We start from the raw sequence: 20,439 nt of genomic DNA, 5'->3' as shown, positions 1-20,439 counted from the left end.
CGCGAAACGCCCGACCGGCCGGTGCCCTCGCCCACCCGGCCGGTGCCCTCGCCCGCCCGGTCGGGGACCGTGTGCCTGGGCGGCGAGGCGGTCCGAACAGCGCGGTCCAGGGACGAACGGCCCTGCCCTCGCATCCGGTGAGGGGAGCAGGCTGGATGTCGCATACGGACAGCTGATCCCACCGCCAGGGAGGCGGGTGCCAGGCATGAGCGCCGAGGTCGCAGGCGTGGCCGAGGAGACACGGGTGCTGGTCGTGGAGGACGACCGCGGCATCGCGGAGTCGCTGGTGCGCGGTCTGCGGCAGGCCGGCTATGCGGTGGAGGGCGTCGGAACCGGGCGGGCGGCGTTGTCGGCGCCCAGCCCCGATGTCGTGCTGCTCGATCTGGGGCTGCCCGACATCGACGGCGTCGAGGTGTGCCGCAGGCTGCGGGCGCGGTCGGACGCCGCGATCATCGCGGTGACCGCGCGCGGCGAGGAGGCGGACCGGGTGGTGGCTCTGGACGAGGGCGCCGACGACTACCTGGTCAAGCCGTTCGGGCTGGCCGAACTGCTCGCGCGGATGCGGGCCGTACTGCGCCGTCGGCGCCCGACGGAACCAGAGATTCTTCGCCACGGCCCGCTGGCGCTCGACCTTCGCACCCGGCAGGTCTCGGTCGACGGACACGTGGTCGCGCTGACGCCGAAGGAATTCGGCATCCTGGAGTGCCTAGCCGCCGACCCCGGCCGCGTGGTGAGCCGGCAGCAGATCCTGGATCGGGCGTGGGACGCCCACTGGTACGGCCCCACCAAGGTGGTGGACGTGCACATCGCGGCGCTGCGGCGCAAGCTCGCCGTGGCGGGGCTGATCGAAACCGTCTACGGGCACGGGTTCCGGCTCGGGGCGGTCCAGGAGTCCCGGGAACGGTCGTGACCCGCCGGATCACCTGGACGCTCCTGGTCCTGACCTCCGTGCTCCTGGTGCTGGCGGTCGTACCGCTCGCGGCGTCGATGACGGCCCGTGAGCGCGTCGCCTTCCGCGACAGCCAGCGTGCCGCCACCCGGACGATCGCCGCGGCGGCCGAGGAACACCTCTCCGACCAAAAGCCGGCCACCGTCATGCGCCAGGAGCTGGACGCCGCGGCCCGCGTGGGGGACTGCGCCGCCGTGTACGACGCCTCCGCGCGGCTGGTGGCCAGTACGCCCTGTACAGCGGCCCAGGGCGGGGAGGCGAAGGAACTGGCGGAGAAGGTCCTGGCCGGACGCGAACCGGAGCCGCCGGAGAACGAGGGCCGGCTCCTGACGGCGGAGCCGGCCGGTGAGGTCCGTGCACCCTCCGGCGCGGTCGTCCTGGCCCGCTCCGCGGCCCCGCTCGGCGCCCGGATCGCCGCCATCTGGGGCTGGTCCGCCGCGATCGCCGCGGCAGGGCTGGCCGCTTCCGTGCTGCTGTCCGTCCGCCTCGCCCGCTGGGTCGGCCGCCCCCTGTCGAGACTGGACGTCAGCGCGCAGCGGCTGGGCGAGGGTGCGCTCGGCGAGCGGGCCGAGGTCGGCGACGGACCCCCTGAGGTACGCCGGCTGGCCGGCACCTTCAACACGATGGCGGCCCGCATCGAGGCCCTCGTGCACGGTCACCGGGCCGTGCTCGCCGACGTTTCCCACCAGTTGCGCACCCCGCTGGCGGCGTTGCGGCTGCGCCTCGATGTCCTCGCCGCCGGGGCGGAGGGCGACACCGCCGCCGAGTTGGCCTCCGCCGAGGAGGAGATCACCCGGCTGTCCCGGCTGGTTGACGGGCTGCTCGCGGTCGCGCGCGCCGAGCAGGCGACGCCCCGGCCTGTGGCCGTCCGGGTCGACGAGGTCATGGCCGAGCGGGTGGCCGCCTGGGCGCCGGTGGCCGGGGAACGCGGTGTACGGCTGACCGTCTCCGACGGGCCTTCGCTGACCGCCGCGCTCGGTACGGGCCACCTGGAGCAGATCCTCGACAACCTGATCGCCAACGCCGTGGACGCCGTGCCCGAAGGCGGTCACGTGACGCTCGACCACAGGGCGACTGACGAACTGGCCCGCGTGCGCGTGCAGGACGACGGCCCCGGGATGAGTGCGGAGGCGAAGGCGGTCGCCTTTCGCCGGTTCGGCAATCCGGAGGCGAGGGGCACCGGTCTGGGGCTCGCCATCGTCCATCGGCTGGTCACCGCCAACGGCGGTACGGCACGGCTGGAGGACACGCCGGGTGGCGGGCTGACCGTCGTACTTGATCTGCCACTGGCGCCGGAGGGCTGACTCGGGCCGGCGACTCGGTCACCCGAGATCTTTACCAGTCCTGAAAGAGACGTGAGCGAGTTCCTGGTTGCCTCCGTCACAGCCTGGAAGTGCACGCAGCCGATCCGGGCCGCCGAATCACCAGGAGCCGCTGCCATGGCACTCTCACCCGACGCCTTCGACCAGACCGTTCCCCCGGCCGGTTCACCCGGCGCTCGCGATCGCGGACTGCGACGGACCCGCCGCCTCACCCGGTGGCTCGCCGTCACCGCAGTGGCCGCGACGGCCGCCCTCGGCGGCGTGTACACCCACCTGATCCCCGGGAGTCCGCCCTCCCCCGCGTCGTCGCCCCCAGCCGGGCAGAGCCCGCCGACGTCGACCACCACGTCCAAAGGAGACGACCGGGAGGGCACGTCGGACGACGAGGCGGCAGCGGCCGTCACCAAGCCCACACCGCGGGCCCCGGCCCAGCCACCCACGCCCACCCAGCAGAAGCCGCACACCACGACGGGGGCGTCATGACCACACACAGCCCCGAGCCGACCCTGGCCAAGGTCAGTTTCCCGGCTCTCGGGACCACGGCCGCACTGCTCGTCACCGAGCCGTCCGCCCTGCTCGCCGCGGAAGCGATCCTGCGCGCCGAACTGGCAGCCACAGACCGCACCTGCAGCCGATTCCGCGCCGACTCCGAACTCACCCGGGTCAACCTCACCGCAGGCACCGCGACGACGGTCAGCGAAGGCTTCGCCGAAGCCCTCTACGTCGCGCTGCGGGCCGCACGGCTCACCGACGGCGCGGTGGACCCGACAGTCGGCCACGCGATGGCCGCGCTCGGCTACGACCGCACCTTCGCCTCCCTGCGCCCCGAGGACGTCCGCCCCATGCCGTCGCCCCGGCCCGTCCCCGGATGGCGCCGGATCGCCTTCGACCCGCACACCCGGCGGCTGCGCCTGCCCCCGCACACTCGCCTCGACCTGGGTGCGACCGCCAAGGCCCTCGCCGCCGACCGCGCCGCCCGCAACGCGACCGCGGCCGCCGGCTGCGGCGTCCTCGTCAGTCTCGGCGGCGATCTGGCGACGGCCGGACCGGCACCCGAGGACGGGTGGCGGATCGCGCTGGCCGACGACCACGCCCAGCCTGCCACGGACCACGGCCCCGCCGTCGCGATCACCGGCTGCGCCCTGGCGACCTCCGGCATCCGCGTGCGCACCTGGCGACGCGCAGGGCGCACCCTGCACCACATCGTCGACCCGGCCACCGGAGAACCCGCCGCCCCCGTCTGGCGCACCGTCACCGTCGCCGCGGCCACCTGCGTGGACGCCAACACCGCCAGTACCGCGGCGATCGTGCTGGGCGACCGGGCCGTCGACTGGCTGCGCCGCACCGCGTTGCCCGCCCGGCTGGTCGGCCTCGACGGCCACGTCATACGTCTCGGCGGCTGGCCACCCGACTCCGACACTCCCGCTCCAGGAGGCCCGCGATGACGACGACCCTGGCCCTAACGGGCAGCCCCCTGTGGTACGCCAGCCGCGCGAGTGGCACCCTCGCCCTGGTGCTGCTCACCGCCACCGTGACACTCGGCATCGCCGCCGGCGGGCGCGCCGCACCCCGCTGCATCGGCCGGTTCGAGATCGGTCTGCTGCACCGCAACCTGTCCCTGCTCACGCTGGCGTTCCTCACCATGCACGTGGTGACGGCCGTACTCGACCCGTTCGTCCACCTGGGGTGGGCGGTGGCCGTGGTGCCGTTCGGGGCGTCGTACCGACCGCTCTGGCTCGGCCTGGGCACGGCCGCGCTCGACCAGCTGCTCGCGGTGCTCGTCACCAGCGCCCTGCGGCAGCGCCTGGGCGTGCGCCGCTGGAAGGCCGTGCACTGGATGGCGTACGCGGCCTGGCCCCTCGCCCTCTTCCACGGCGTCGGCACCGGTACCGACACCCGGCTGCCGCTGCAGCTGTGGCTTCACGCCGGATGCCTCGGCGCGGTGGTGGCAGCGGTGTGGTGGCGGCTGGCCAAGGCCGGCCCGGGGCACATCACGGGGCGCCTGCCGGCCGCCACGGCCGCGATGGCCGTACCGGTCGTACTCGGCGCGTTCCTCGCGACCGGCCCGCTGCAGCCCGGCTGGGCCCAGCGGGCGGCCGCCACGACGTTCGTCCTGGGAGGTGGACGGTGAACTCCGCCGCCATGATGCCTCTCGCCCTCCCCCACCCCTCAGCACCTCCCGGCGAAACGCGGCTGCTGGCGGACTGGTACACCACCGGGCGACCGGCCACCCTGAACGACCACCTGACGCGCTACGGGCCACCCCCTGTCGCTGCCGCGCTCGGCAGCCGTACGTCAGTGCCGCTGGTGGAGGCCGTCGAGGCGGCCGGACTCACCGGGCGCGGCGGCGCGGGCTTCCCCACCGCCCGCAAGCTGCGCGCCGTGGCAGAACGCCGTGGCCGCGCCGTGGTCGTCGTCAACGCCATGGAGAGTGAACCGGCAAGCTGCAAGGACCAGTTCCTCAGCACCGTCGCACCCCACCTCGTGCTCGACGGTGCCGTACTGGCCGCCGCCGCGGTCGGCGCGGACACCGTCCACATATGCCTGCCGCGCGACCGCGCCACCCAACACCGGCAATTGAGCGCGGCGCTGGACGAACGCCGGCGCGCCCGCCTCGACCCGGTCCGGCTGCGTCTGCAGGCCCTTCCGCACCCCTACGTCTCCAGCGAATCGACCTCCTTGGTGCGCTGGCTCAACGGGGGCCCGGCCCGGCCACAGGGCAGCCCACCGCGCACCCACGAACGCGGCGTCCACCGGCGCCCCACACTCGTGAACAACGCCGAGACCCTCGCCCACCTCGCCCTCATCGCCCGCTACGGACCCGACTGGTACCGGCAGGCGGGCACCCCGGACGAGCCCGGCACCACGCTCGTCACCCTCTCCGGCGCCGTCGCCGCCACGGGTGTCCTGGAGGCAGCACTCGGCACATCGATCACCACGCTCCTCGACCGTGCCGGAGAGCCCACCGAACCCCTGCAAGCGGTGCTGCTCGGCGGTTTCGCCGGTACTTGGCTCCCCAGGGCACATCTGCACACACCCCTCGCCCGGCGCGACCTCGCCCCGCTGGGCGCCGCACCCGGTGCCGGGGTCCTCATCGCGCTGCCCCGAGCAGCCTGCGGGCTGAGCGAGACGGCACAGATACTCGCCTACCTCGCCGCCCACAGCGCCCGCCAGTGCGGCCCCTGCCATCTGGGGCTGCCCGCCGTGGCCGAGGACTTCACCGCCCTGGCCGCCGGACGAGCCGACCCCGGGCTGCTGCCCCGCCTGCGCCGCCGCACCGGCCTACTGCCCGACCGTGGCGCCTGCCGCCACCCCGACGGTGCCGCCCGCCTCGCCGCCTCCGCCCTACGCGCCTTCGCCGACGACGTCGACCACCACCTCACCCACGGCCCCTGCCCCGCCGCCCACCAGCCACCCCGCATCCCCATACCACCCGCAACACCCCCGGAGACCTGGCGATGACCAGCACCCGAAGCCTGCGCGTCAACCGCATCACCTGCACCGGCCAGGGCCTGTGCGCCGAACTCCTGCCCGAACTGATCGACCTCGACGAATGGGGCTACCCCCTCCTGAAAGACCGAGCGGTACCGGACCAGCTGCGCACCCACGCCCGCCAAGCCGTCGCCGCCTGCCCCCGCCTGGCCCTCCACACCGACCGGGGCCGGCCATGACCAGCACGCACAGGCACCGTCTGCATGGCCCTGAAGCAGGGCCGGACGTCCCCTGCCGCCAGCACGTGAGCGTGCGCTGTGCTGGATGGGGACCGACCCAACGGTCCCAGCGCCGTACGGACCGAGGTACGCGATGAAGCACCGCACGTTCACAGCACGGCTGCGCCGCCTGACTGCGGCGGTCGTGTCGCCACGCCTCGAACCTGTCCTTCTGGCAGTCACGGCGACGGCTCTGGTCGCCGGCGGCATCGCCTGGCTCACGGGAGTGGGCAGCCTCGCCGACCTCTTCTGGGGGCTGGGCACCCTCTCCGCGGTCGTCCCCGCCGTGGGATGGGTGCTCGCCGCGCTGCGGCACGGGCACGTGGGCGTGGACCTCATCGCCGTCCTCGCGCTCGGCGGCACCCTGGCCGTCCACGAATACCTGGCCGGCGCACTGATCGCCCTGATGCTCGCCACCGGCCGGACCCTGGAAGCGGCAGCCCGGCGCCGCGCCTCCCACGACCTGCGGGCCCTGCTGGAACACGCCCCCCGCTCCGCCCGCCGCCGCACCGAGACCGGCGTGGCCACGGTGCCGCTGTCAGAGGTCACCGTCGGCGATCTTCTTGTCGTCGGCCCCGGCGAGGTCGTCCCCGTCGACGGCCGAGTGGAAAGCACCGCCGCTGTTCTCGACGAGTCGGTGCTCACCGGGGAGTCCCTCCAGGTCGAGCGGGCACGGGACGAGCTGGTGCGCAGCGGGGTGGTGAACGCCGGCGGCGCCTTCGAACTGCGCGCCACCTCGACCGAGCAGGACAGCACCTACGCCGGGATCGTACGGCTGGCCCAGCAGGCCGGCGCCGAGTCAGCGCCCGTTGTACGGCTGGCCGACCGGTATGCGGCATGGTTCTTGCCCCTGTCGCTCGCGGTGGCGGGACTGGCCTGGCTGATCAGCGGTTCCGCCGTGCGCGCGGTCGCCGTGCTGGTGGTCGCCACCCCCTGTCCGCTGCTGCTGGCCGCGCCGGTCGCGATCGTTTCCGGCCTGTCCCGTGCCTCCCGCCTCGGTGTCGTCATCCGTGACGGCGGAGCGCTGGAGAACCTCGGCCGAGCCCGCACCCTCCTGCTGGACAAGACCGGCACCCTCACCCGCGGCCGCCCCCGCGTGCTCGACGTCATCGCCGCTCCAGAGGTCAAACCCGCAGAGGTGCTGCGCCTGGCCGCCTCTCTGGACCAGTTCTCGCCGCATGTCCTCGCCCAGGCCATGGTCGACACCGCCCGCGAACGCGGACTGGATCTCTCAGTGCCGACGGATGTCACCGAGGAGCCCGGCCGCGGCGCCATCGGAAACGTGGATGGCCACAGGATGTCCGTCGGTCGTATGGGCGTCTCGACCGCCCGGCCGGACTGGGCGAAGGCGGTCGACACCCGCGCACTTCTCGACGGCGCGGCCATCGCATGGCTCACCGTCGACGGACACCTGACCGGCGCCGTCCTGCTGCGCGACCCTTTGCGCCACGACGCCCCCCGCACCCTGCGCCACCTGCGTACGGCGGGCATCGACCGGCTGCTGATGCTCACCGGCGACCGCGCCGCACCCGCCCACGAGGTCGCCGCCGTCCTCGGCCTGGACGACGTGCGCGCCGAACTCACACCGGCCGATAAGGTCGCCGCCGTAGGCGCCGAACGTGAGCGAGCAGTCACCGTGATGGTCGGCGACGGCGTCAACGACGCACCCGCCCTCGCCGCCGCCGACATCGGCGTCGCCATGGGCGCCCGCGGCTCGACCGCTTCCTCCGAAGCCGCCGACATCGTCCTGACCACCGACCGCGTGGACCGCCTCGCCGACGCCGTCACCATTGCCCAACGCTCCCGACGTATCGCCGTACAAAGCGCGCTCGGTGGCATGCTGATGTCCCTGGCCGCCATGATGGCAGCCGCCTACGGCATGCTCCCGCCCGCCGCCGGCGCCCTGCTCCAGGAGGGCATCGACGTCGCCGTCATCCTCAATGCTCTGCGCGCCCTGCGTGTCGACCAGGCTGCACGACCGGCCCTCACCCCCGCCGCCGAAGCCCTCGTCCACCGCTTCGCCGCCGAACACGACGACCTCCAGGACGTTTTGGAAGCCGTGCGCGACGCGGCCGACCGCCTGTCCGACAGCTCGGGCCCGACCGCCCTCGCGGCCGTGGAGGAGACACACCGGCTGCTGACCGAGCGGCTGCTGCCGCACGAGTACGCCGAGGAACACGAGCTCTACCCCGCCCTCGCGCCGACGCTCGGCGGCCCGGAGGCCACCGCCACCATGAGCCGCGCCCACACCGAGATCGAACGTCTCTCCCGCCGCATCGCCACTCACCTGCAACTGGCCCACGCAGGCGGCGGCTTGGCCTCCGAACAACTCGACGACCTGCGCTCCTGCCTCTACGGCCTCAACACCGTCCTGCGCCTGCACTTCACCCAGGAGGAGGAGAACTACTTCTCCCTCGCTCCGTGAGCGACGGCATGGAGGCAGCCTTGATCGTCTCGTTACCGGATGCGGGGCACCGTACATCGGGGGGCCGGACTCTTCGTCAGACGGTCCGCTCCAGTACGACGGTTGGCATCGCGCGCTATGAGCGTGACGCTGTGCCCTCCGAAAGGGCGTTCGCCGCCGAGAGCGCGTACGCGGCCATGCTGCGCGACGTCCGCGCCAAGCAGTCGCCGCGTGCAGGGCCTGTTGCATGGCCTGCGTGGTGCCCACGCACTCCACGACACTGTCCGCGCCGATGCCGCCGGTCAGCTCCTTGATCCGGGCCACGCTTTCCTCGCCGCGCTCGGTGCCGATGCCGGTGGCGCGGAACCAGCAAGTGTTGGATCCAACCGGTGGGCAGGCTGGAACCGACGTAAGGGTGTCCGCTACCCCTGCCACGTGGACAGCAACCCCGTCGAGGGCCTGCTCTACCTCACCGACTGCGACGAACACACCGGCGGCGAGCTGGCGGTGGCGCGTGACGCGGGGGCACGCACCACAGAGGAAGTCGACGCGGACTGCATGCTCATCTACCCGAAGGCCGGCCAGTTGCTGTTCTTCGACGCCCGGCGCAACCCGCACTACGTGCGCCCGCTGCGCGATCCGAACGTGGTCCGGGCTGTGGTGACGATGAACTACTACTCGGATGCCTGCCTGGAGTCGGTGCGGCCGGCCTTCCCGACTGAGCCCGTCGTGCCGTCAGTCCTGCGGGAGCTCGGCAGCGTGGACGGTCCCCACCGTGGTGAAGCCGGCCCGCTCGTAGACCCGGACGACGTCGGCATCCTGTGCGGAGAGGACGACCGTCTCGACGCCCGCGCCGTGGGCATGCTGTGCGAGCTGGGCGCTCAACGCCGCAGCGATGCCCCGCCGCCGGGCGCTCGGAAGGGTGGCTACCGCGAGCACTTCGGCGGTCGACCTCATCGGCTGGTACGAGCCGGCGGCCACTACGCCCTCATCAGCCGTCTCGGCCACCACGGTGACTGTCAGTCCGCTTTGAGCCCGATACCGCAGGTGCTCGGCCATTTCGGGGGAGATCCGGGCCAGCGCGGCGTCCCGCTCGCTCGCGCCGGGCACGCCGACGGCGGTTCCGCCGTAGCCGAAAGCCACCTCGGCGACGGCACGACCGGCCAGCAGACTGTCGCCGCCGGGCTGCGCCACCCGAAAGGTGACGCCCGGTACTGCCTGGGCGCGGACCTGGTCGACTGTGGCGACCATGAGCGAGTGGTCGTCGCGGGACAGTCCGTACGACTGCGTCAGCTCTCGCAGCTCCGGACGGGTCTCGTGGACCCACTCGATGGCAAGGTCCACGTCATGCTTCCGGCAGGCCTCGGCCAGGAGGTCCAGGTCTGTGCTCTCGATGGGGCGTCCGCTGTGGAGCGAGGGGCGCGCGTAATAGCTCCACGGCGTGCGGCTGACGAAGAGCGTGAAAGCTCCCACCTCCACTGCGTCGGCGTCCGGGCGCGGTGCGGCGTCGAAGTATCGGTCGGCCGTGGCGACCAGGCCGTTCATCGGCTGCCCGGAATGGGCTCGGAGTGTTCGAAGAATTCAAAGGTCACGTTGGCCGTTATATCGCATCATGTAGCGATGCGTCATCCATTATTGAAGAAGTTCTATGAGGCAAGGGGGTTTTTCGTGAACGGATTCTCTGGTAATCCCGAAACGTCGATTGAATCGAAGGGAAATCCGACAGAAGGCGGAGGACGCCCTCCTGGATTTGCCCGAATCATGCCTTTTATCCCCCAGCAGGAACAGCTTTACGTTGGGGAGTTGGTGAGTCCAGGTACACGCGCTGCGTCGGGTCGCCGGTCGCCAATCCATGCTGCGTGCTCACGTGGGTTCCGACGAAGCAGGGAAAGCGGCCTTCGCGCCCGAGCGAAGGCATCGTCGATTTCTGCCGACAGCCCTTCGAAAGCCTCGAGGATCCTCTCGTGCGCGTGTGGTGGTGGCCAGTCGACGAGTGGCACTCCGAGCTCCTGGTCATCGCACATCACTTGGTGATGGACGGTTACAGCGGCCCTGAGTTGATCGACGAGCTGGCGGCCGCCCACTTCGCCGCGGTCGGCGATACGGCGGTTCCCGATGCGGCTTCTGAGGGCGACCTGTACGCGTACGCTGCGCGAAGCAACCAGGACGCCCGGCGAAGCGAGCGCGACCTGGCGGACGACTTCTGGGTCAAGGCACTCGAAGACCTGCCGTACGAGCCACTGCTCGCCCGGTCGACAGCAGTGCCCGCCAGTGGCGACGGCTTGGTCATCCGGTCGATCGACGTGACCACAGCGTCCTCGCTGCGACGCGTTGCTCGCACTCGCCGAGCCGGGCTCCCGACACTCTTCGGCGCGGCGCTGGCCGGCCAGCTCGCTGAGGACCGGGGACGCACCGAGGTGACAATCGGGATCGCCGTTGACCACCGGCCGCCGGAGTATGCGCACACGGTCGGCATGTTCGTCGACGTTCTCCCCCTCAGGGTCCAGGTGCCCGACCCCTCGCCCTCCACCGCTGACAACCTGCTCAGCCAGGTGCGCGAGGGCCTTCTCGACCTGCTGGACCACGCGAGCACGCCTTCCGCACGCATCTTCCGCATGCTGCGACTGCGCAAGCCGATCGAGGTCTCGTTGTCGGTGCGTTCGTCCTGGAACACATCACGTGCGGTGGGAAACAGCACGTGGAGCGTCGAAGAGCTCAGACTGCCCGAGTCCCCCTACCCCTGCACCGTGGACGTGACGCAGGAGCCCGACGGGACGATCACCATTGCCATCTACTACCAGGGGCAGCACCTCCACGCCGAGGAAGCGTGCGCCCTCGCCGACGGCCTGGTGAACCGATTGCTCGTATGTGCTGACGCTGAGACCGGGACGGTTCGATGAAAGGCGCCGGCTGGCCAGCGAGCGCAGAACGCCGGCGTCCAGGGTGTCGTTGACGCTGCTGAGGACCACCTCGCTGCCCGCGGCCGTCGGGACGGTGTCCCCGTGCAGGAGCAGCCCCAGACACCTCAGCTCATGCCGGCCCGTGAACGCCTTGGCGAACGCGTCCCTCAGCAGCGGCTCCTCGTCCGCGAGAACGCCGTACGCGACGATCTCCACCTGCTCTCCTCCCGTCGCTCGGGTGATCACCTCCGCCGTAGGCCGGGATCGCAGAAGGAACGGGAGCCGATTGGCTCCGGGGTGGGCTCCGTCGTCCCAGGGCACCGGGCCGCCGCGCTGACTGCGGAGGTCGTGGGGAGAGGACGACGCGCTTCCCTCCGCGAAAGTCCCCACGCCCGTCCTCACCGGCGGCGTGAGCGTGCCCCCGTTTGGGCGGCTGGAACGAAGGGGCGAGCTGCAGATCCACGCCCCCGGTGGATGCGGTTCCGGTCACACGCTGTGGCCTTCCCTCCCACCGGAGGGGAGGCCAGGGCAAGTCCAGAACGCGCAACACCCGGGCGGCGCTGGGGTACTGGGGACCCGATCGCCAAGCCGGACCTGACCGTCACCGGCTGTTGCTGGTTTCGGCTTCCGTGAGGGCCGCTCGTCCCGCCTCCAGCCGGGCGGCCGGGATGCGGAAGGGGGAGCAGGAGACGTAGTCGAGGCCCGCCCGGTGGAAGAAGTGGATGGACTCCGGGTCGCCGCCGTGTTCGCCGCACACTCCGGTCTCCAGCCCGGGGTTGACGGCGCGGCCCGCCTCCACGGCCAGCCCTACGAGTTTGCCGACGCCCTCCTGGTCGATGGTCTCGAAGGGGGACACGCTGAAGATGCCCTTCTCCAGGTACAGCGGGAAGAAGGACGCTTCGGCGTCGTCGCGGGACAGTCCCCAGGTGGTCTGGGTGAGGTCGTTGGTGCCGAAGGAGAAGAAATCGGCGGCGTCGGCGATGCGTCCGGCGGTGAGGGCCGCGCGGGGCAGTTCGATCATTGTGCCGATCGGGAGGTGCAGGGACTTCCCTGTCTCTGCCGTGACTTCGGCGAGCACGCGCTCCGCCTCCGTCCGGGCCAGGCGCAGTTCCTCGACCGTTCCGACGAGGGGGATCATGATCTCGGCGTGCGGCCGGCCGCCCTCGCGCAGTCGGTGGACGACGGCCTCAGCGAGGGCGCGGACCTGCATGGCCATGAGGCCGGGAACGGCCAGTCCGAGCCGTACGCCGCGCAATCCCAGCATCGGGTTCTGCTCATGCAGGCGCTCGACGGCATCGAGCAGTTCGCGGTCGTGGACGTCCGGGTGGGTGGCGCTCGCCAGTCGGACGGCCAGCGCGGTGCGGTCGGGCAGGAACTCGTGCAGCGGCGGGTCGATGAGGCGAATGGTCACCGGCAGCCCGTCCATGGCTTTGAGCATGCCGATGAAGTCCTCGCGCTGCAGCGGCAGCAGCGCCGCCAGAGCCTCCTCGCGGGCCGTGTCGCCGCGGGCGAGGATCATCGCCTCGACCAGCGTCCTGCGGTCGCCGAGGAACATGTGCTCGGTGCGGCACAGGCCGATGCCCTGGGCGCCGAGCCTGCGGGCGCGTGCGGCGTCCTCGGGCGTGTCGGCGTTGGCCCGTATCTGAAGGCGGCGGACGGAGTCCGCGTGGGCGAGTGCCGCCAGGACCGCCTCGGTCAGCGGGCCGGTGCTCTCACCGGTCTCCAGCGCGCGACCGACGTCGGAGGCGGTGAGCGGCAGGGCACCGAGGTGCACGGTGCCCGCCGTTCCGTCGACGGACACGGTGTCGCCCTCGCGTACGACGGCCCCCGTGTCCGTGGTGAGGCGGCGGCCGACCGGGTCGACGGTCAGCGACTCGGCCCCGCACACGCACACCTTGCCCATGCCGCGGGCGACGACGCCGGCGTGGCTGGTCTTGCCGCCGCGGCTGGTGAGGACGGCCTGGGCGGCGATCATTCCGGGCAGGTCGTCGGGGGTGGTCTCACGGCGCACGAGGATGGTGTCCTGCCCGCCGGCGGCTCGGCGCTGGGCCTCGGCGGAGTCGAAGACGACGACCCCGACCGCTGCGCCCGGTGAGGCCGGTACGCCCTGCGCGAGAGGCACGTCGGCGGGGGTGGTGTCGAAGCGGGGGAACATCAGCCGGGTCAGCTCGGCTCCGTCCACGCGGGCCAGTGCCTCGTCGGCCGTGATCGTCTTCTCCTCGCGCAGGTCGTGGGCGATACGGAAGGCGGCCTCGGCGGTCCGCTTGCCGACCCGCGTCTGGAGGATCCACAGCCGGCCGCGCTCGACGGTGAACTCCACATCGCACAGATCCCGGTAGTGGTTCTCCAGCGTGCGCAGGTGGTCGCCGAGTTCGACGTAGGAGCGGGGATCGAGGGTCTTCAGCTCGCTCAGGGGTACGGCGTCGCGGACTCCGGAGACGACGTCCTCGCCCTGGGCGTCGGGCAGGTAGTCGCCGTACATGCCGCGGGCGCCGGTGGCGGGGTCGCGGGTGAAGGCGACGCCGGTGCCGGAGTCGGAGCCCAGGTTGCCGAACACCATCGCCTGGACGTTGACGGCGGTGCCGAGGTCGTCGGGGATGTGTTCGCGGCGGCGGTAGACACAGGCGCGTTCGCCGTTCCAGGAGTCGAAGACCGCACGGATGGCGCGCTGGAGCTGCTCGACGGGATCCTGAGGGAAGTCCTCACCCGTCTCCCGGCGGATGATCGCCTTGAACTCCTTGGTGAGGAGCGCGAGTTCACCGGCGTCGAGGTCGTGGTCGTCACGCGTCCCGCGCTGGGCCTTGTGCACGGCGATGGCCTGCTCGAACAGGTCGCCGTCGACGCCCATCACCGTGCGGCCGAACATCTGCACGAGCCGCCGGTAGGAGTCCCAGGCGAACCGCTCCTGTCCGGAGGCCTTGGCGAGGCCGGCGACGGACTCGTCGTTGAGGCCGATGTCGAGGATGGTCTCCATCATGCCGGGCATCGAGAAGCGGGCGCCGGAGCGTACGGAGACCAGGAGCGGATCGTCGGGCGCACCGAGGGTGCGTCCCATGACCCGTTCCAGGCCGGCCAGGACGCGGGCCTCCTCGATGCCGAGTTCGGGTGGCTCCTGCCCCGTCGCGAGGTAGACCTTGCAGGCTTCGGCGGTGACGGTGAAGCCCGGCGGCACGGGCAGTCCGAGCCGGGTCATCTCGGCCAGGCCGGCTCCCTTGCCGCCGAGCAGGTCGGCCATCTCCCGGCGGCCCTCGGCGAATGCGTACACGTACGTTGTCGGTGTGACCATCGCGCTCTCCGGTCTCTCACTCGTGGGGCACGACGGCCAGCGGGCAGCCGACGTGGTGGACGGCGGCATGGGTGACGGGGCCTGTGCGCGGAACCGTCGGCCGCTCGGCCAGGCGGCCGACGACGAGGAGGCTCGCTGCGGAGGCGGCCCGGACCAGCGCGGTGGAGGCCTTGCCCTCCACAACGGTCTCCAGGACCTCGGTCCCGGGGTACTTGTCCCGCCACACCTTCAGGACGGCGGACAGGAATCCCTGCCACTCCTCGGCCCGCTCGGGATCGTTGACCAGAGCGATGTCTCCGGGGCCGAGGCTGATCGCGGAAGGCGGCTGCCAGGCGTACACGACACGCAGTCGGGCCTGCCGCAACTGGGCTTCCTCGAACGCGAACTCGATCACCTCGTCGCAGGCATCAGCGAGGTCGATGCCGAGCACTACATCGCGGTATCCGGTCCGGGTGGACGGGCTACCGTCGTCCGCCGGGAAGTGCTCGTCCTCCGCCTCCTCCCCTGTCCGTACGAGGATCACGGGACGGGTGGCCTTCGCGACAACCCCTTGGGCGACGGAGCCGACGAGAAGTCCGGTGAAGCCGCTCAGGCCGCGCGAGCCCAGGACCAGCAGTTCGGCCTGTTCGGCGGCCTTCAGCAGGGCCGCGGTCGCCGGGCCCTCGACCTTCTCGTCGGTGAGATGTACGCCGGGTACGGCGCTGCGGATGCGCTCCTCCGCCTGCCGCAGGACGCGGCGCGCCAGATGCCGCTGCGCGGCGTTCGCCGGCTCCCCTTCCGTCTGGCGGGGATGCCAGTTCCAGGCGTGCACCAGTCGCAGCGGTCGGTCACGACGCACGGCCTCGCGGGCGGCCCACTCGGCGGCGGCGAGGCTCTCGGTCGATCCGTCTACTCCGGCGATGACGGGCGACAGCATGGTGCGCACCTCCTGCGCTTGTTCTGCTCGGTACTGCCAGCGTCTTCCTGAGGTGACCCGGTCGGGTATGGGCCGCAAGGGCTCTCGCAGGTCCATTCGGCCCCTGCGCCGGTCCTGGGGTGGTCGGCACGGTAGGAGGCGTGCGAGTGGGTCACCCGTGGCCCAGGGAGGCGATCGTCGTGAGCCGAGTCACGACACCACCGGCCTGGCAACGAGCCCGGCCGTACTCGCCCTTACGGCCGCCTCCGCGTGCCCCGTGGTACTCCTACCGGACGCCATCGTCCCCGTCGCAGCTCCGGCACGCCGGGTCACACAGGTCACCCTCGGGATTGACGCCTGTCACCCGGCTGAGCGGCCCATCGACTTCGCCTTCGACGCCGCCCGGGTCCGGGGTGTACGGCTGCACGCCGTACATGCCTGGGAACTTCCCTCCTGCGCCGCCGGGTTGCCCTTCGGCATTCCCGAGGAGGACCGTGCCACTTGGGAAGACCACGAAGTGCAACTGCTGGCCGACGCGCTGCGGCCTTGGCGGGTGAAGTACCTGCGGGTTCCGGTGCTTGAGGACGTCGTACGGCTCGACCCTGCCCATGCGTTGCTCCACCATGCCGAGGGCGCCGCTCTCCTGGTCGTGGGACGGGGCTCCGGCGGGGACGCGGGCTTCGTGCAAGCCTTGCTGCGCGAAGCCCGGTGTCCCGTGGCCATCGTGCCGGAAGCGTAGGCGGGCCAAGGCTGGGAAGTGATGACCTAAGCTGCCGTCAGTTCCTTTGCTACCCGCTGCGCCCAGGCTTCGATCGCGGGGTAGTCGCGGAAGTCACCACCCTTGCCGTTGCGGAGGATCATCCGTGCGGCTCTGCCCCGCGCGCCCTCCTCCAGGCAGCCGCCGAAGGTGACGTGCTCCCTGACGCCGAGCCGCTCCATGGCGCGCCTGACGCCGGACACGGGCGGGATGTTCCGCTCCGAGGCTGAAGCGTCCAGCGGGCCGCTGCTGAAGAACCACAGCGGGCGTTCGCCCAGGGCGCGGCGGTGGCGGCGGACGAAGCCGCGCGCGTCCTTGTGCCGGCGGCCGGCGTACAGTGCGCCCCCGACCACCACAGCGTCGTACATCTCGATGCCTGCCATGGATGGCGCAGGCCGCGCCTCGGCCGTCAGCCCCTCCTTGCACAGGACTTGGGCGACGGCCTCGGCGATCTGCGCGGTCGATCCGTTCGTCGTCCCGTACGCGACCAGGACCTTGCCGGTCATGGCGGTCCGCCTCCCCTCACAGTTTGCGCAGCCAGTCATCGGCCACGCCGTGCAGGGCCTGTTCGGCGGGCTGGGCGTGGCTGTCGTCCAAGCGGTAGGTGAGGTCGTCGACCACCGCGACCACGCCGTCGATCTGCTTGGTCATGGAGATGGCGATCTCTGTCTCACTCTTGCGCTCCATGTGGCCGGCGAGCGAGACCACACCCTCCACCACGGAGACGTCGACGCTCTGCGGCGGCAGCAACAGCGAGCGGACGAGGACTTCCTCGACCACCTCGTCGCGGATTTCCGTGTCCGGCCGCAGGAAGACCTGGAGCAGGTCCCGACGGGTGACGATGCCGACGAGCCAGTCCTCCTCGTCCACGACCGGCAGCCGCTCCACCCGCCGCTGAGCCATGGTCCGCGCGGCCTCGACGATGGTGTCCTCGGCGCGCACGGTGACGGGCGGTTCGGTCATCAGCTGGCCGGCGGTGCGGGCCGCCGCCTTCGCGGCCCTCCGCCTTCCGCTGTGTGTCAACGCCACGGCCCGGAAGCGGCGCTTCGGCGCGTACGGGTCGGGCATTTCGGCCTGGCGGGCCATCAAGTCGGTCTCGGAGATGACGCCGATGACCTTCTCGTCCTCGTCCACGACCGGCAGTCCGCTGATCCTGTGGTGAGCCAGCAGCCGTGCCACTTCCTTGAAGGGGGTGCCGTACGAGGCACGGACGACGTCCGTGGCCATCACGGAACCGACCTTGTTGTGCTTCATCTCCGGTTCCTCCTCAGCGGAGTCGGCGCAGATAGGGGTCCTGGGGCCGGCGCGGCACCAGCCGCACCCGCGCGTCGAGCACGGAGACGTCGGCCGTGGTCGCGAGCACGGGGTTGAAGTCGACCTCGGCGAGTTGCGGCAGGTCGGCCGCCATGCGGGACAGGCGCGACAGCAGCTGCTCCAGGCCTTCGAGATCGACCGGCCCGCCGCCTCGGGCTCCGAAGAGCAGCGGGGCGCAGCGCGGCGCGGTGATCAGGTCGTGCACGTCGTGGTCGGTGAGCGGGGCAAGTCGTGCGGCGTGGTCGCCGAGGACCTCGGTCGCGGTGCCGCCGAGCCCGAACAGTACGAGCGGGCCGAAGACCTCGTCCTGGACGACGCCCGCGAACAGCTCGGTGCCGCGCGCGGCAAGCGGCTGCACGACCACACCGGTGAGCAGCCCCGCGAACCGGGTCTCGAAGTCCCGGAAGGCGGCCCTGACTTGGGCATCGCCCTGGAGGTCGAGATGCACGGCACGCTGCTCACTCTTGTGGACCAGTCCCGGCCAGTGGGCCTTCATGACCACCCGGCCGTCCGGGCCGCGCAGCCGCTGGGCCGCGAGAACGGCATCGTCCTCGGTCTCCGCCCACGCCCACGGCAGCTGTGGGATGCCATAGCAGGCCAGCAAGTCGGCGCAGGTCCGAGGGTCGAGCCAGCCACCGTCCGGATGCGCGGCCAGGAAGGTGCCGGTGATCTCCTGGGCGCGGGTGGTGTCGATGCCGTCGGGCTCCGGGACCGTACCCACGGGCCGGGCGAGCCAGGCCGCGCGGCGGGCGGCGTGAGCCAGTGCCCGTGCCGCCGCTTGGGGTTCGGCGTACGAAGGGATCGTGCCGCCGTCGGCGGCGGGCAGCAGCCTGACCGGCAAGTCCTGTTCGAGGCGTACTGCGGCAACCGGCTTGGCCCGGTGCGCGGGGACGTCGGTGAGAGCCCGGACGAGGTCGTCACCGGTCGCGGCGGCGACCGCCGTGGGCACGAGGGCCACCAGTACGACGTCGATGCCCGGGTGGTGCGTCAGCCGGTCCAGGCACTCCGCGAGCTGGTCCTCCGTGACGGCCGCGGTGGCGTCGACGGGGTTGCCGACCGCCGCACCCTGCGGGAGCACGGCGAGCAGGTCGTCGACGACGTCAGCGGTCAGCGGCGGCAGGGTCAATCCCGACTCTGTGCAGGCGTCGGCGGCGAGGACGCCTGCACCGCCCGCGTTGGTGACGATCGCGACGCGGGTGCCCGCGGGGAGCGGCTGGGAGTGCATCAGGGCGGCGGTTTCGAGGAGTTCGCCGACGGAGCGGGTGGCGGTGATGCCGGCCTGGGTGAACAGGGCCTGCCGGGTCATGGTGCGGGTGGCGGCGGCCGCGGTGTGGGAGGCAGCGGCCCGGCGGCCCGCCTCGGTACGTCCTGCGTCGACGGTCAGCACCGGCATGCGGCGGGTGACGCGACGGGCTGTGCGGGAGAACGCGCGGGGGCTACCGAAGGACTCCAGGTGCAGCAGCGCCAGTTCGGTGCGGCCGTCGCTCTCCCACCACTGGAGCATGTCGTTGCCGCTGACGTCGTATTTGTCGCCGAGGGAGGCGAAGGACGAGACGCCGATGCCGAGCCGGGACAGTCCGTCGAGCAAGGCGATGCCGACCCCGCCGGACTGTACGGCGACGCCCGCGGTACCGGGGCGGGGGTGATCGGCGGCGAAGGTGGCGTCCAGGCGCAGGTCGGGGTCGGTGTTGGAGATGCCGAGGCAGTTGGGTCCCACCAGGCGCATGCCGTGGGTACGGCAGGTGTCCAGCAGCGCCTGCGCCTGGCCGGCGTCGAGGCCGGAGGTGACGACGAGCAGCGCCCGGACGCCGGCCTTGCCACACTCCTCGGCCGCGACCGGGACCACTGCGGCCGGGACGGCCACGACGACCAGGTCGGGGGTCTTCGGCAGCGCGCTCACGGACGGGTACGACGGCACGCCGAGGATGTGGTTCACGCTCGGGTTCACAGCGAACAGGCGGTGGGTGTAACCGCCCGCCTTCAGGTGGTGCAGGATCGCCCGGCCGACCGAGCCGGGTTTGCGTCCGGCACCAACGACTGCGACCACGTTCGGGCACAGCAGCGGCTCGAGGCTGGCCACGTCGGCGGCCCGGCCCCGGGCCTCCACGGCCGACAGATAGGCGTCGTCCGCGTCGAGCCGGATGGTGCAGTGGACCTCGGGGCCCTCGAAGTGGCGGGCCGTCCGCAGGCCGAGGTCGGCGAAGAGCCGGAGTATCTCGCGGTTCTCGCTGAGCGCGTCGGCGGTGAAGGTCGTGATGCCCTCGGCCCGGGCCGCGGAGACCAGGTGCTCGACGAGCAGGGTGCCCACCCCGCGGTGGTGCAGCCCGTCGCAGACGGCGATGGATATCTCGGCCTCGTCCTTCTCACCCGCCGTGTCGTACTCGGCGAGCCCGATCACCTGACCGTGCGTCTCGGCCAGCAGGGCCCGGTAGCCGGGGTGCGCCGGGGCGCAGGCCCGGTCGGCGGCCGTTGCGGCGGACCGGGGGCTCATCGAGAAGAACCGGAGACGGAGGTTCTCCGGGGACATCTCCTCGTAGAGCCCCTGCACCTGGTCGTGGTCAGCCGGGGTCACAGGACGGATGCACACGGTGGTGCCGTCAGTGAGCAGGGCGTGAACCGGGGGTCGGTTGAGCAAGGCGTCCGGCATCAGGGATCTCCTCCAAGCTTCTCGATGGTTCGAGCATCCAACGGACGGCAGGGCAGTCCCAGGGGCTGTCCGGGGCCGGGCGTTGGGCCGGTTGGCCCCGAGTTCTCACGTTTCACGGCCGCGCGTCTGTGAGAGGTGACGGCGGTGGGGCAACAAGATCGAGGCGGCCCGCATCGGCGCCGAGGCACACGTCTTGTCCAGTGGCGGCGTCCTGTAAGAACTTCTAACGAAATGATCTTCGCAGTGGTTGGACCA

Annotated in this window: 16 protein-coding genes and 3 pseudogenes; 11 read left to right on the top strand and 8 right to left on the bottom strand. The window is 71.8% G+C overall.

Annotation, left to right across the window (positions count from 1 at the left end):
* Positions 1–205: 205 nt before the first annotated feature.
* The 8 genes from LMU33_RS24825 to LMU33_RS24790 all read left to right on the top strand — a co-directional run bounded on the left by LMU33_RS24825 (position 206) and on the right by LMU33_RS24790 (position 8,406).
* Positions 206–910 (top strand): response regulator transcription factor, encoded by a 705-nt coding sequence (locus LMU33_RS24825; protein WP_228622824.1) that lies wholly within the window; start codon positions 206–208, stop codon positions 908–910.
* The gene (locus tag LMU33_RS24820; protein WP_228622823.1) at positions 907–2,253 is read left to right on the top strand and encodes a sensor histidine kinase; all 1,347 of its coding nucleotides are present in this window, start codon (positions 907–909) and stop codon (positions 2,251–2,253) included. Before LMU33_RS24825 ends, LMU33_RS24820 begins: the two co-directional genes overlap by 4 nt.
* Positions 2,254–2,388: 135 nt before the next feature.
* Positions 2,389–2,754: a hypothetical protein gene (locus LMU33_RS24815; protein WP_228622822.1), complete on the top strand. Its 366-nt coding sequence runs from the start codon at positions 2,389–2,391 to the stop codon at positions 2,752–2,754.
* The gene (locus LMU33_RS24810) at positions 2,751–3,716 is read left to right on the top strand and encodes an FAD:protein FMN transferase (protein WP_228622821.1); all 966 of its coding nucleotides are present in this window, start codon (positions 2,751–2,753) and stop codon (positions 3,714–3,716) included. The genes LMU33_RS24815 and LMU33_RS24810 overlap by 4 nt, the downstream gene beginning before the upstream one ends.
* Entirely contained in the window at positions 3,713–4,402 is a 690-nt protein-coding gene (locus LMU33_RS24805; protein WP_228622820.1) for a ferric reductase-like transmembrane domain-containing protein, read from the top strand. Before LMU33_RS24810 ends, LMU33_RS24805 begins: the two co-directional genes overlap by 4 nt.
* Positions 4,399–5,733 carry an NADH-ubiquinone oxidoreductase-F iron-sulfur binding region domain-containing protein gene (locus LMU33_RS24800; RefSeq protein WP_228622819.1) on the top strand — a complete coding sequence of 445 codons (1,335 nt, stop codon included), beginning with the start codon at positions 4,399–4,401 and terminating at the stop codon, positions 5,731–5,733. Before LMU33_RS24805 ends, LMU33_RS24800 begins: the two co-directional genes overlap by 4 nt.
* The gene (locus LMU33_RS24795) at positions 5,730–5,942 is read left to right on the top strand and encodes a ferredoxin (RefSeq protein WP_228622818.1); all 213 of its coding nucleotides are present in this window, start codon (positions 5,730–5,732) and stop codon (positions 5,940–5,942) included. Before LMU33_RS24800 ends, LMU33_RS24795 begins: the two co-directional genes overlap by 4 nt.
* Positions 5,943–6,075: 133 nt before the next feature.
* Positions 6,076–8,406: a heavy metal translocating P-type ATPase gene (locus LMU33_RS24790; RefSeq protein WP_228622817.1), complete on the top strand. Its 2,331-nt coding sequence runs from the start codon at positions 6,076–6,078 to the stop codon at positions 8,404–8,406.
* A gap of 204 nt (positions 8,407–8,610) precedes the next feature.
* Here LMU33_RS24790 and LMU33_RS24785 read toward each other — a convergent pair.
* A pseudogene (locus LMU33_RS24785) lies at positions 8,611–8,751 on the bottom strand (IMP dehydrogenase); the annotation flags it as partial.
* A gap of 57 nt (positions 8,752–8,808) precedes the next feature.
* Between LMU33_RS24785 and LMU33_RS42055 the strand changes: the two are divergent.
* Positions 8,809–9,051 (top strand): annotated as a pseudogene (locus LMU33_RS42055) (2OG-Fe(II) oxygenase); the annotation flags it as partial.
* Between the two features lie 69 nt (positions 9,052–9,120).
* Here LMU33_RS42055 and LMU33_RS24780 read toward each other — a convergent pair.
* On the bottom strand, positions 9,121–9,930 hold the full coding sequence (locus LMU33_RS24780) for a GNAT family N-acetyltransferase (RefSeq protein WP_228622816.1): 810 nt from the start codon (positions 9,928–9,930) through the stop codon (positions 9,121–9,123).
* A 314-nt stretch (positions 9,931–10,244) separates the two neighbouring features.
* Between LMU33_RS24780 and LMU33_RS24775 the strand changes: the two genes are divergently transcribed.
* A complete protein-coding gene (locus tag LMU33_RS24775) occupies positions 10,245–11,285 on the top strand; it encodes a condensation domain-containing protein (RefSeq protein ID WP_228622815.1) in 1,041 nt (346 codons plus the stop codon).
* Positions 11,286–11,297: 12 nt separating this feature from the next.
* Here the strand turns inward: LMU33_RS24775 and LMU33_RS24770 are convergent.
* The 3 genes and pseudogenes from LMU33_RS24770 to LMU33_RS24760 form a co-directional block, all read right to left on the bottom strand.
* Positions 11,298–11,501 (bottom strand): annotated as a pseudogene (locus LMU33_RS24770) (2-hydroxyacid dehydrogenase); the annotation flags it as partial.
* Between the two features lie 385 nt (positions 11,502–11,886).
* Positions 11,887–14,571 (bottom strand): pyruvate, phosphate dikinase, encoded by a 2,685-nt coding sequence (gene ppdK, locus LMU33_RS24765; RefSeq protein WP_228622814.1) that lies wholly within the window; start codon positions 14,569–14,571, stop codon positions 11,887–11,889.
* A gap of 16 nt (positions 14,572–14,587) precedes the next feature.
* Entirely contained in the window at positions 14,588–15,487 is a 900-nt protein-coding gene (locus tag LMU33_RS24760; RefSeq protein WP_228622813.1) for a universal stress protein, read from the bottom strand.
* A gap of 256 nt (positions 15,488–15,743) precedes the next feature.
* On the opposite strand from LMU33_RS24760, the gene LMU33_RS24755 reads away from it, so the two are divergent.
* Complete coding sequence (locus LMU33_RS24755) at positions 15,744–16,205, top strand: universal stress protein (protein ID WP_228622812.1); 462 nt, start codon at positions 15,744–15,746, stop codon at positions 16,203–16,205.
* A gap of 26 nt (positions 16,206–16,231) precedes the next feature.
* Here LMU33_RS24755 and LMU33_RS24750 read toward each other — a convergent pair whose 3' ends face one another.
* Genes LMU33_RS24750 through LMU33_RS24740 form a run of 3 tightly spaced genes read right to left on the bottom strand, consistent with a single transcriptional unit; the run spans position 16,232 to position 20,184 of the window.
* A complete protein-coding gene (locus LMU33_RS24750; RefSeq protein ID WP_228622811.1) occupies positions 16,232–16,729 on the bottom strand; it encodes a flavodoxin domain-containing protein in 498 nt (165 codons plus the stop codon).
* Positions 16,730–16,745: 16 nt separating this feature from the next.
* Positions 16,746–17,477 carry a CBS domain-containing protein gene (locus tag LMU33_RS24745; protein ID WP_228622810.1) on the bottom strand — a complete coding sequence of 244 codons (732 nt, stop codon included), beginning with the start codon at positions 17,475–17,477 and terminating at the stop codon, positions 16,746–16,748.
* Between the two features lie 13 nt (positions 17,478–17,490).
* The gene (locus LMU33_RS24740; protein ID WP_228622809.1) at positions 17,491–20,184 is read right to left on the bottom strand and encodes a bifunctional acetate--CoA ligase family protein/GNAT family N-acetyltransferase; all 2,694 of its coding nucleotides are present in this window, start codon (positions 20,182–20,184) and stop codon (positions 17,491–17,493) included.
* Between the last annotated feature and the right edge of the window lie 255 nt (positions 20,185–20,439).

The organism is Streptomyces barringtoniae, from assembly GCF_020819595.1.
GTDB classification, from domain to species: Bacteria; Actinomycetota; Actinomycetes; order Streptomycetales; family Streptomycetaceae; genus Streptomyces; species Streptomyces barringtoniae.
The sequence above is the reverse complement of the archived record's forward strand: the minus strand, read 5'-3'. Positions and strand labels throughout refer to the sequence as shown.

Excerpts from the sequence above, each read along its gene's own strand:
- ppdK (WP_228622814.1), bottom strand. The coding sequence starts at position 14,571 with ATGGTCACACCGACAACGTACGTGTACGCATTCGCCGAGGGCCGCCGG.
- LMU33_RS24825 (WP_228622824.1), top strand. The coding sequence starts at position 206 with ATGAGCGCCGAGGTCGCAGGCGTGGCCGAGGAGACACGGGTGCTGGTC.
- LMU33_RS24745 (WP_228622810.1), bottom strand. The coding sequence starts at position 17,477 with ATGAAGCACAACAAGGTCGGTTCCGTGATGGCCACGGACGTCGTCCGT.
- LMU33_RS24810 (WP_228622821.1), top strand. The coding sequence starts at position 2,751 with ATGACCACACACAGCCCCGAGCCGACCCTGGCCAAGGTCAGTTTCCCG.
- LMU33_RS24805 (WP_228622820.1), top strand. The coding sequence starts at position 3,713 with ATGACGACGACCCTGGCCCTAACGGGCAGCCCCCTGTGGTACGCCAGC.
- LMU33_RS24780 (WP_228622816.1), bottom strand. The coding sequence starts at position 9,930 with ATGAACGGCCTGGTCGCCACGGCCGACCGATACTTCGACGCCGCACCG.
- LMU33_RS24795 (WP_228622818.1), top strand. The coding sequence starts at position 5,730 with ATGACCAGCACCCGAAGCCTGCGCGTCAACCGCATCACCTGCACCGGC.
- LMU33_RS24790 (WP_228622817.1), top strand. The coding sequence starts at position 6,076 with ATGAAGCACCGCACGTTCACAGCACGGCTGCGCCGCCTGACTGCGGCG.
- LMU33_RS24740 (WP_228622809.1), bottom strand. The coding sequence starts at position 20,184 with ATGCCGGACGCCTTGCTCAACCGACCCCCGGTTCACGCCCTGCTCACT.
- LMU33_RS24815 (WP_228622822.1), top strand. The coding sequence starts at position 2,389 with ATGGCACTCTCACCCGACGCCTTCGACCAGACCGTTCCCCCGGCCGGT.
- LMU33_RS24750 (WP_228622811.1), bottom strand. The coding sequence starts at position 16,729 with ATGACCGGCAAGGTCCTGGTCGCGTACGGGACGACGAACGGATCGACC.
- LMU33_RS24760 (WP_228622813.1), bottom strand. The coding sequence starts at position 15,487 with ATGCTGTCGCCCGTCATCGCCGGAGTAGACGGATCGACCGAGAGCCTC.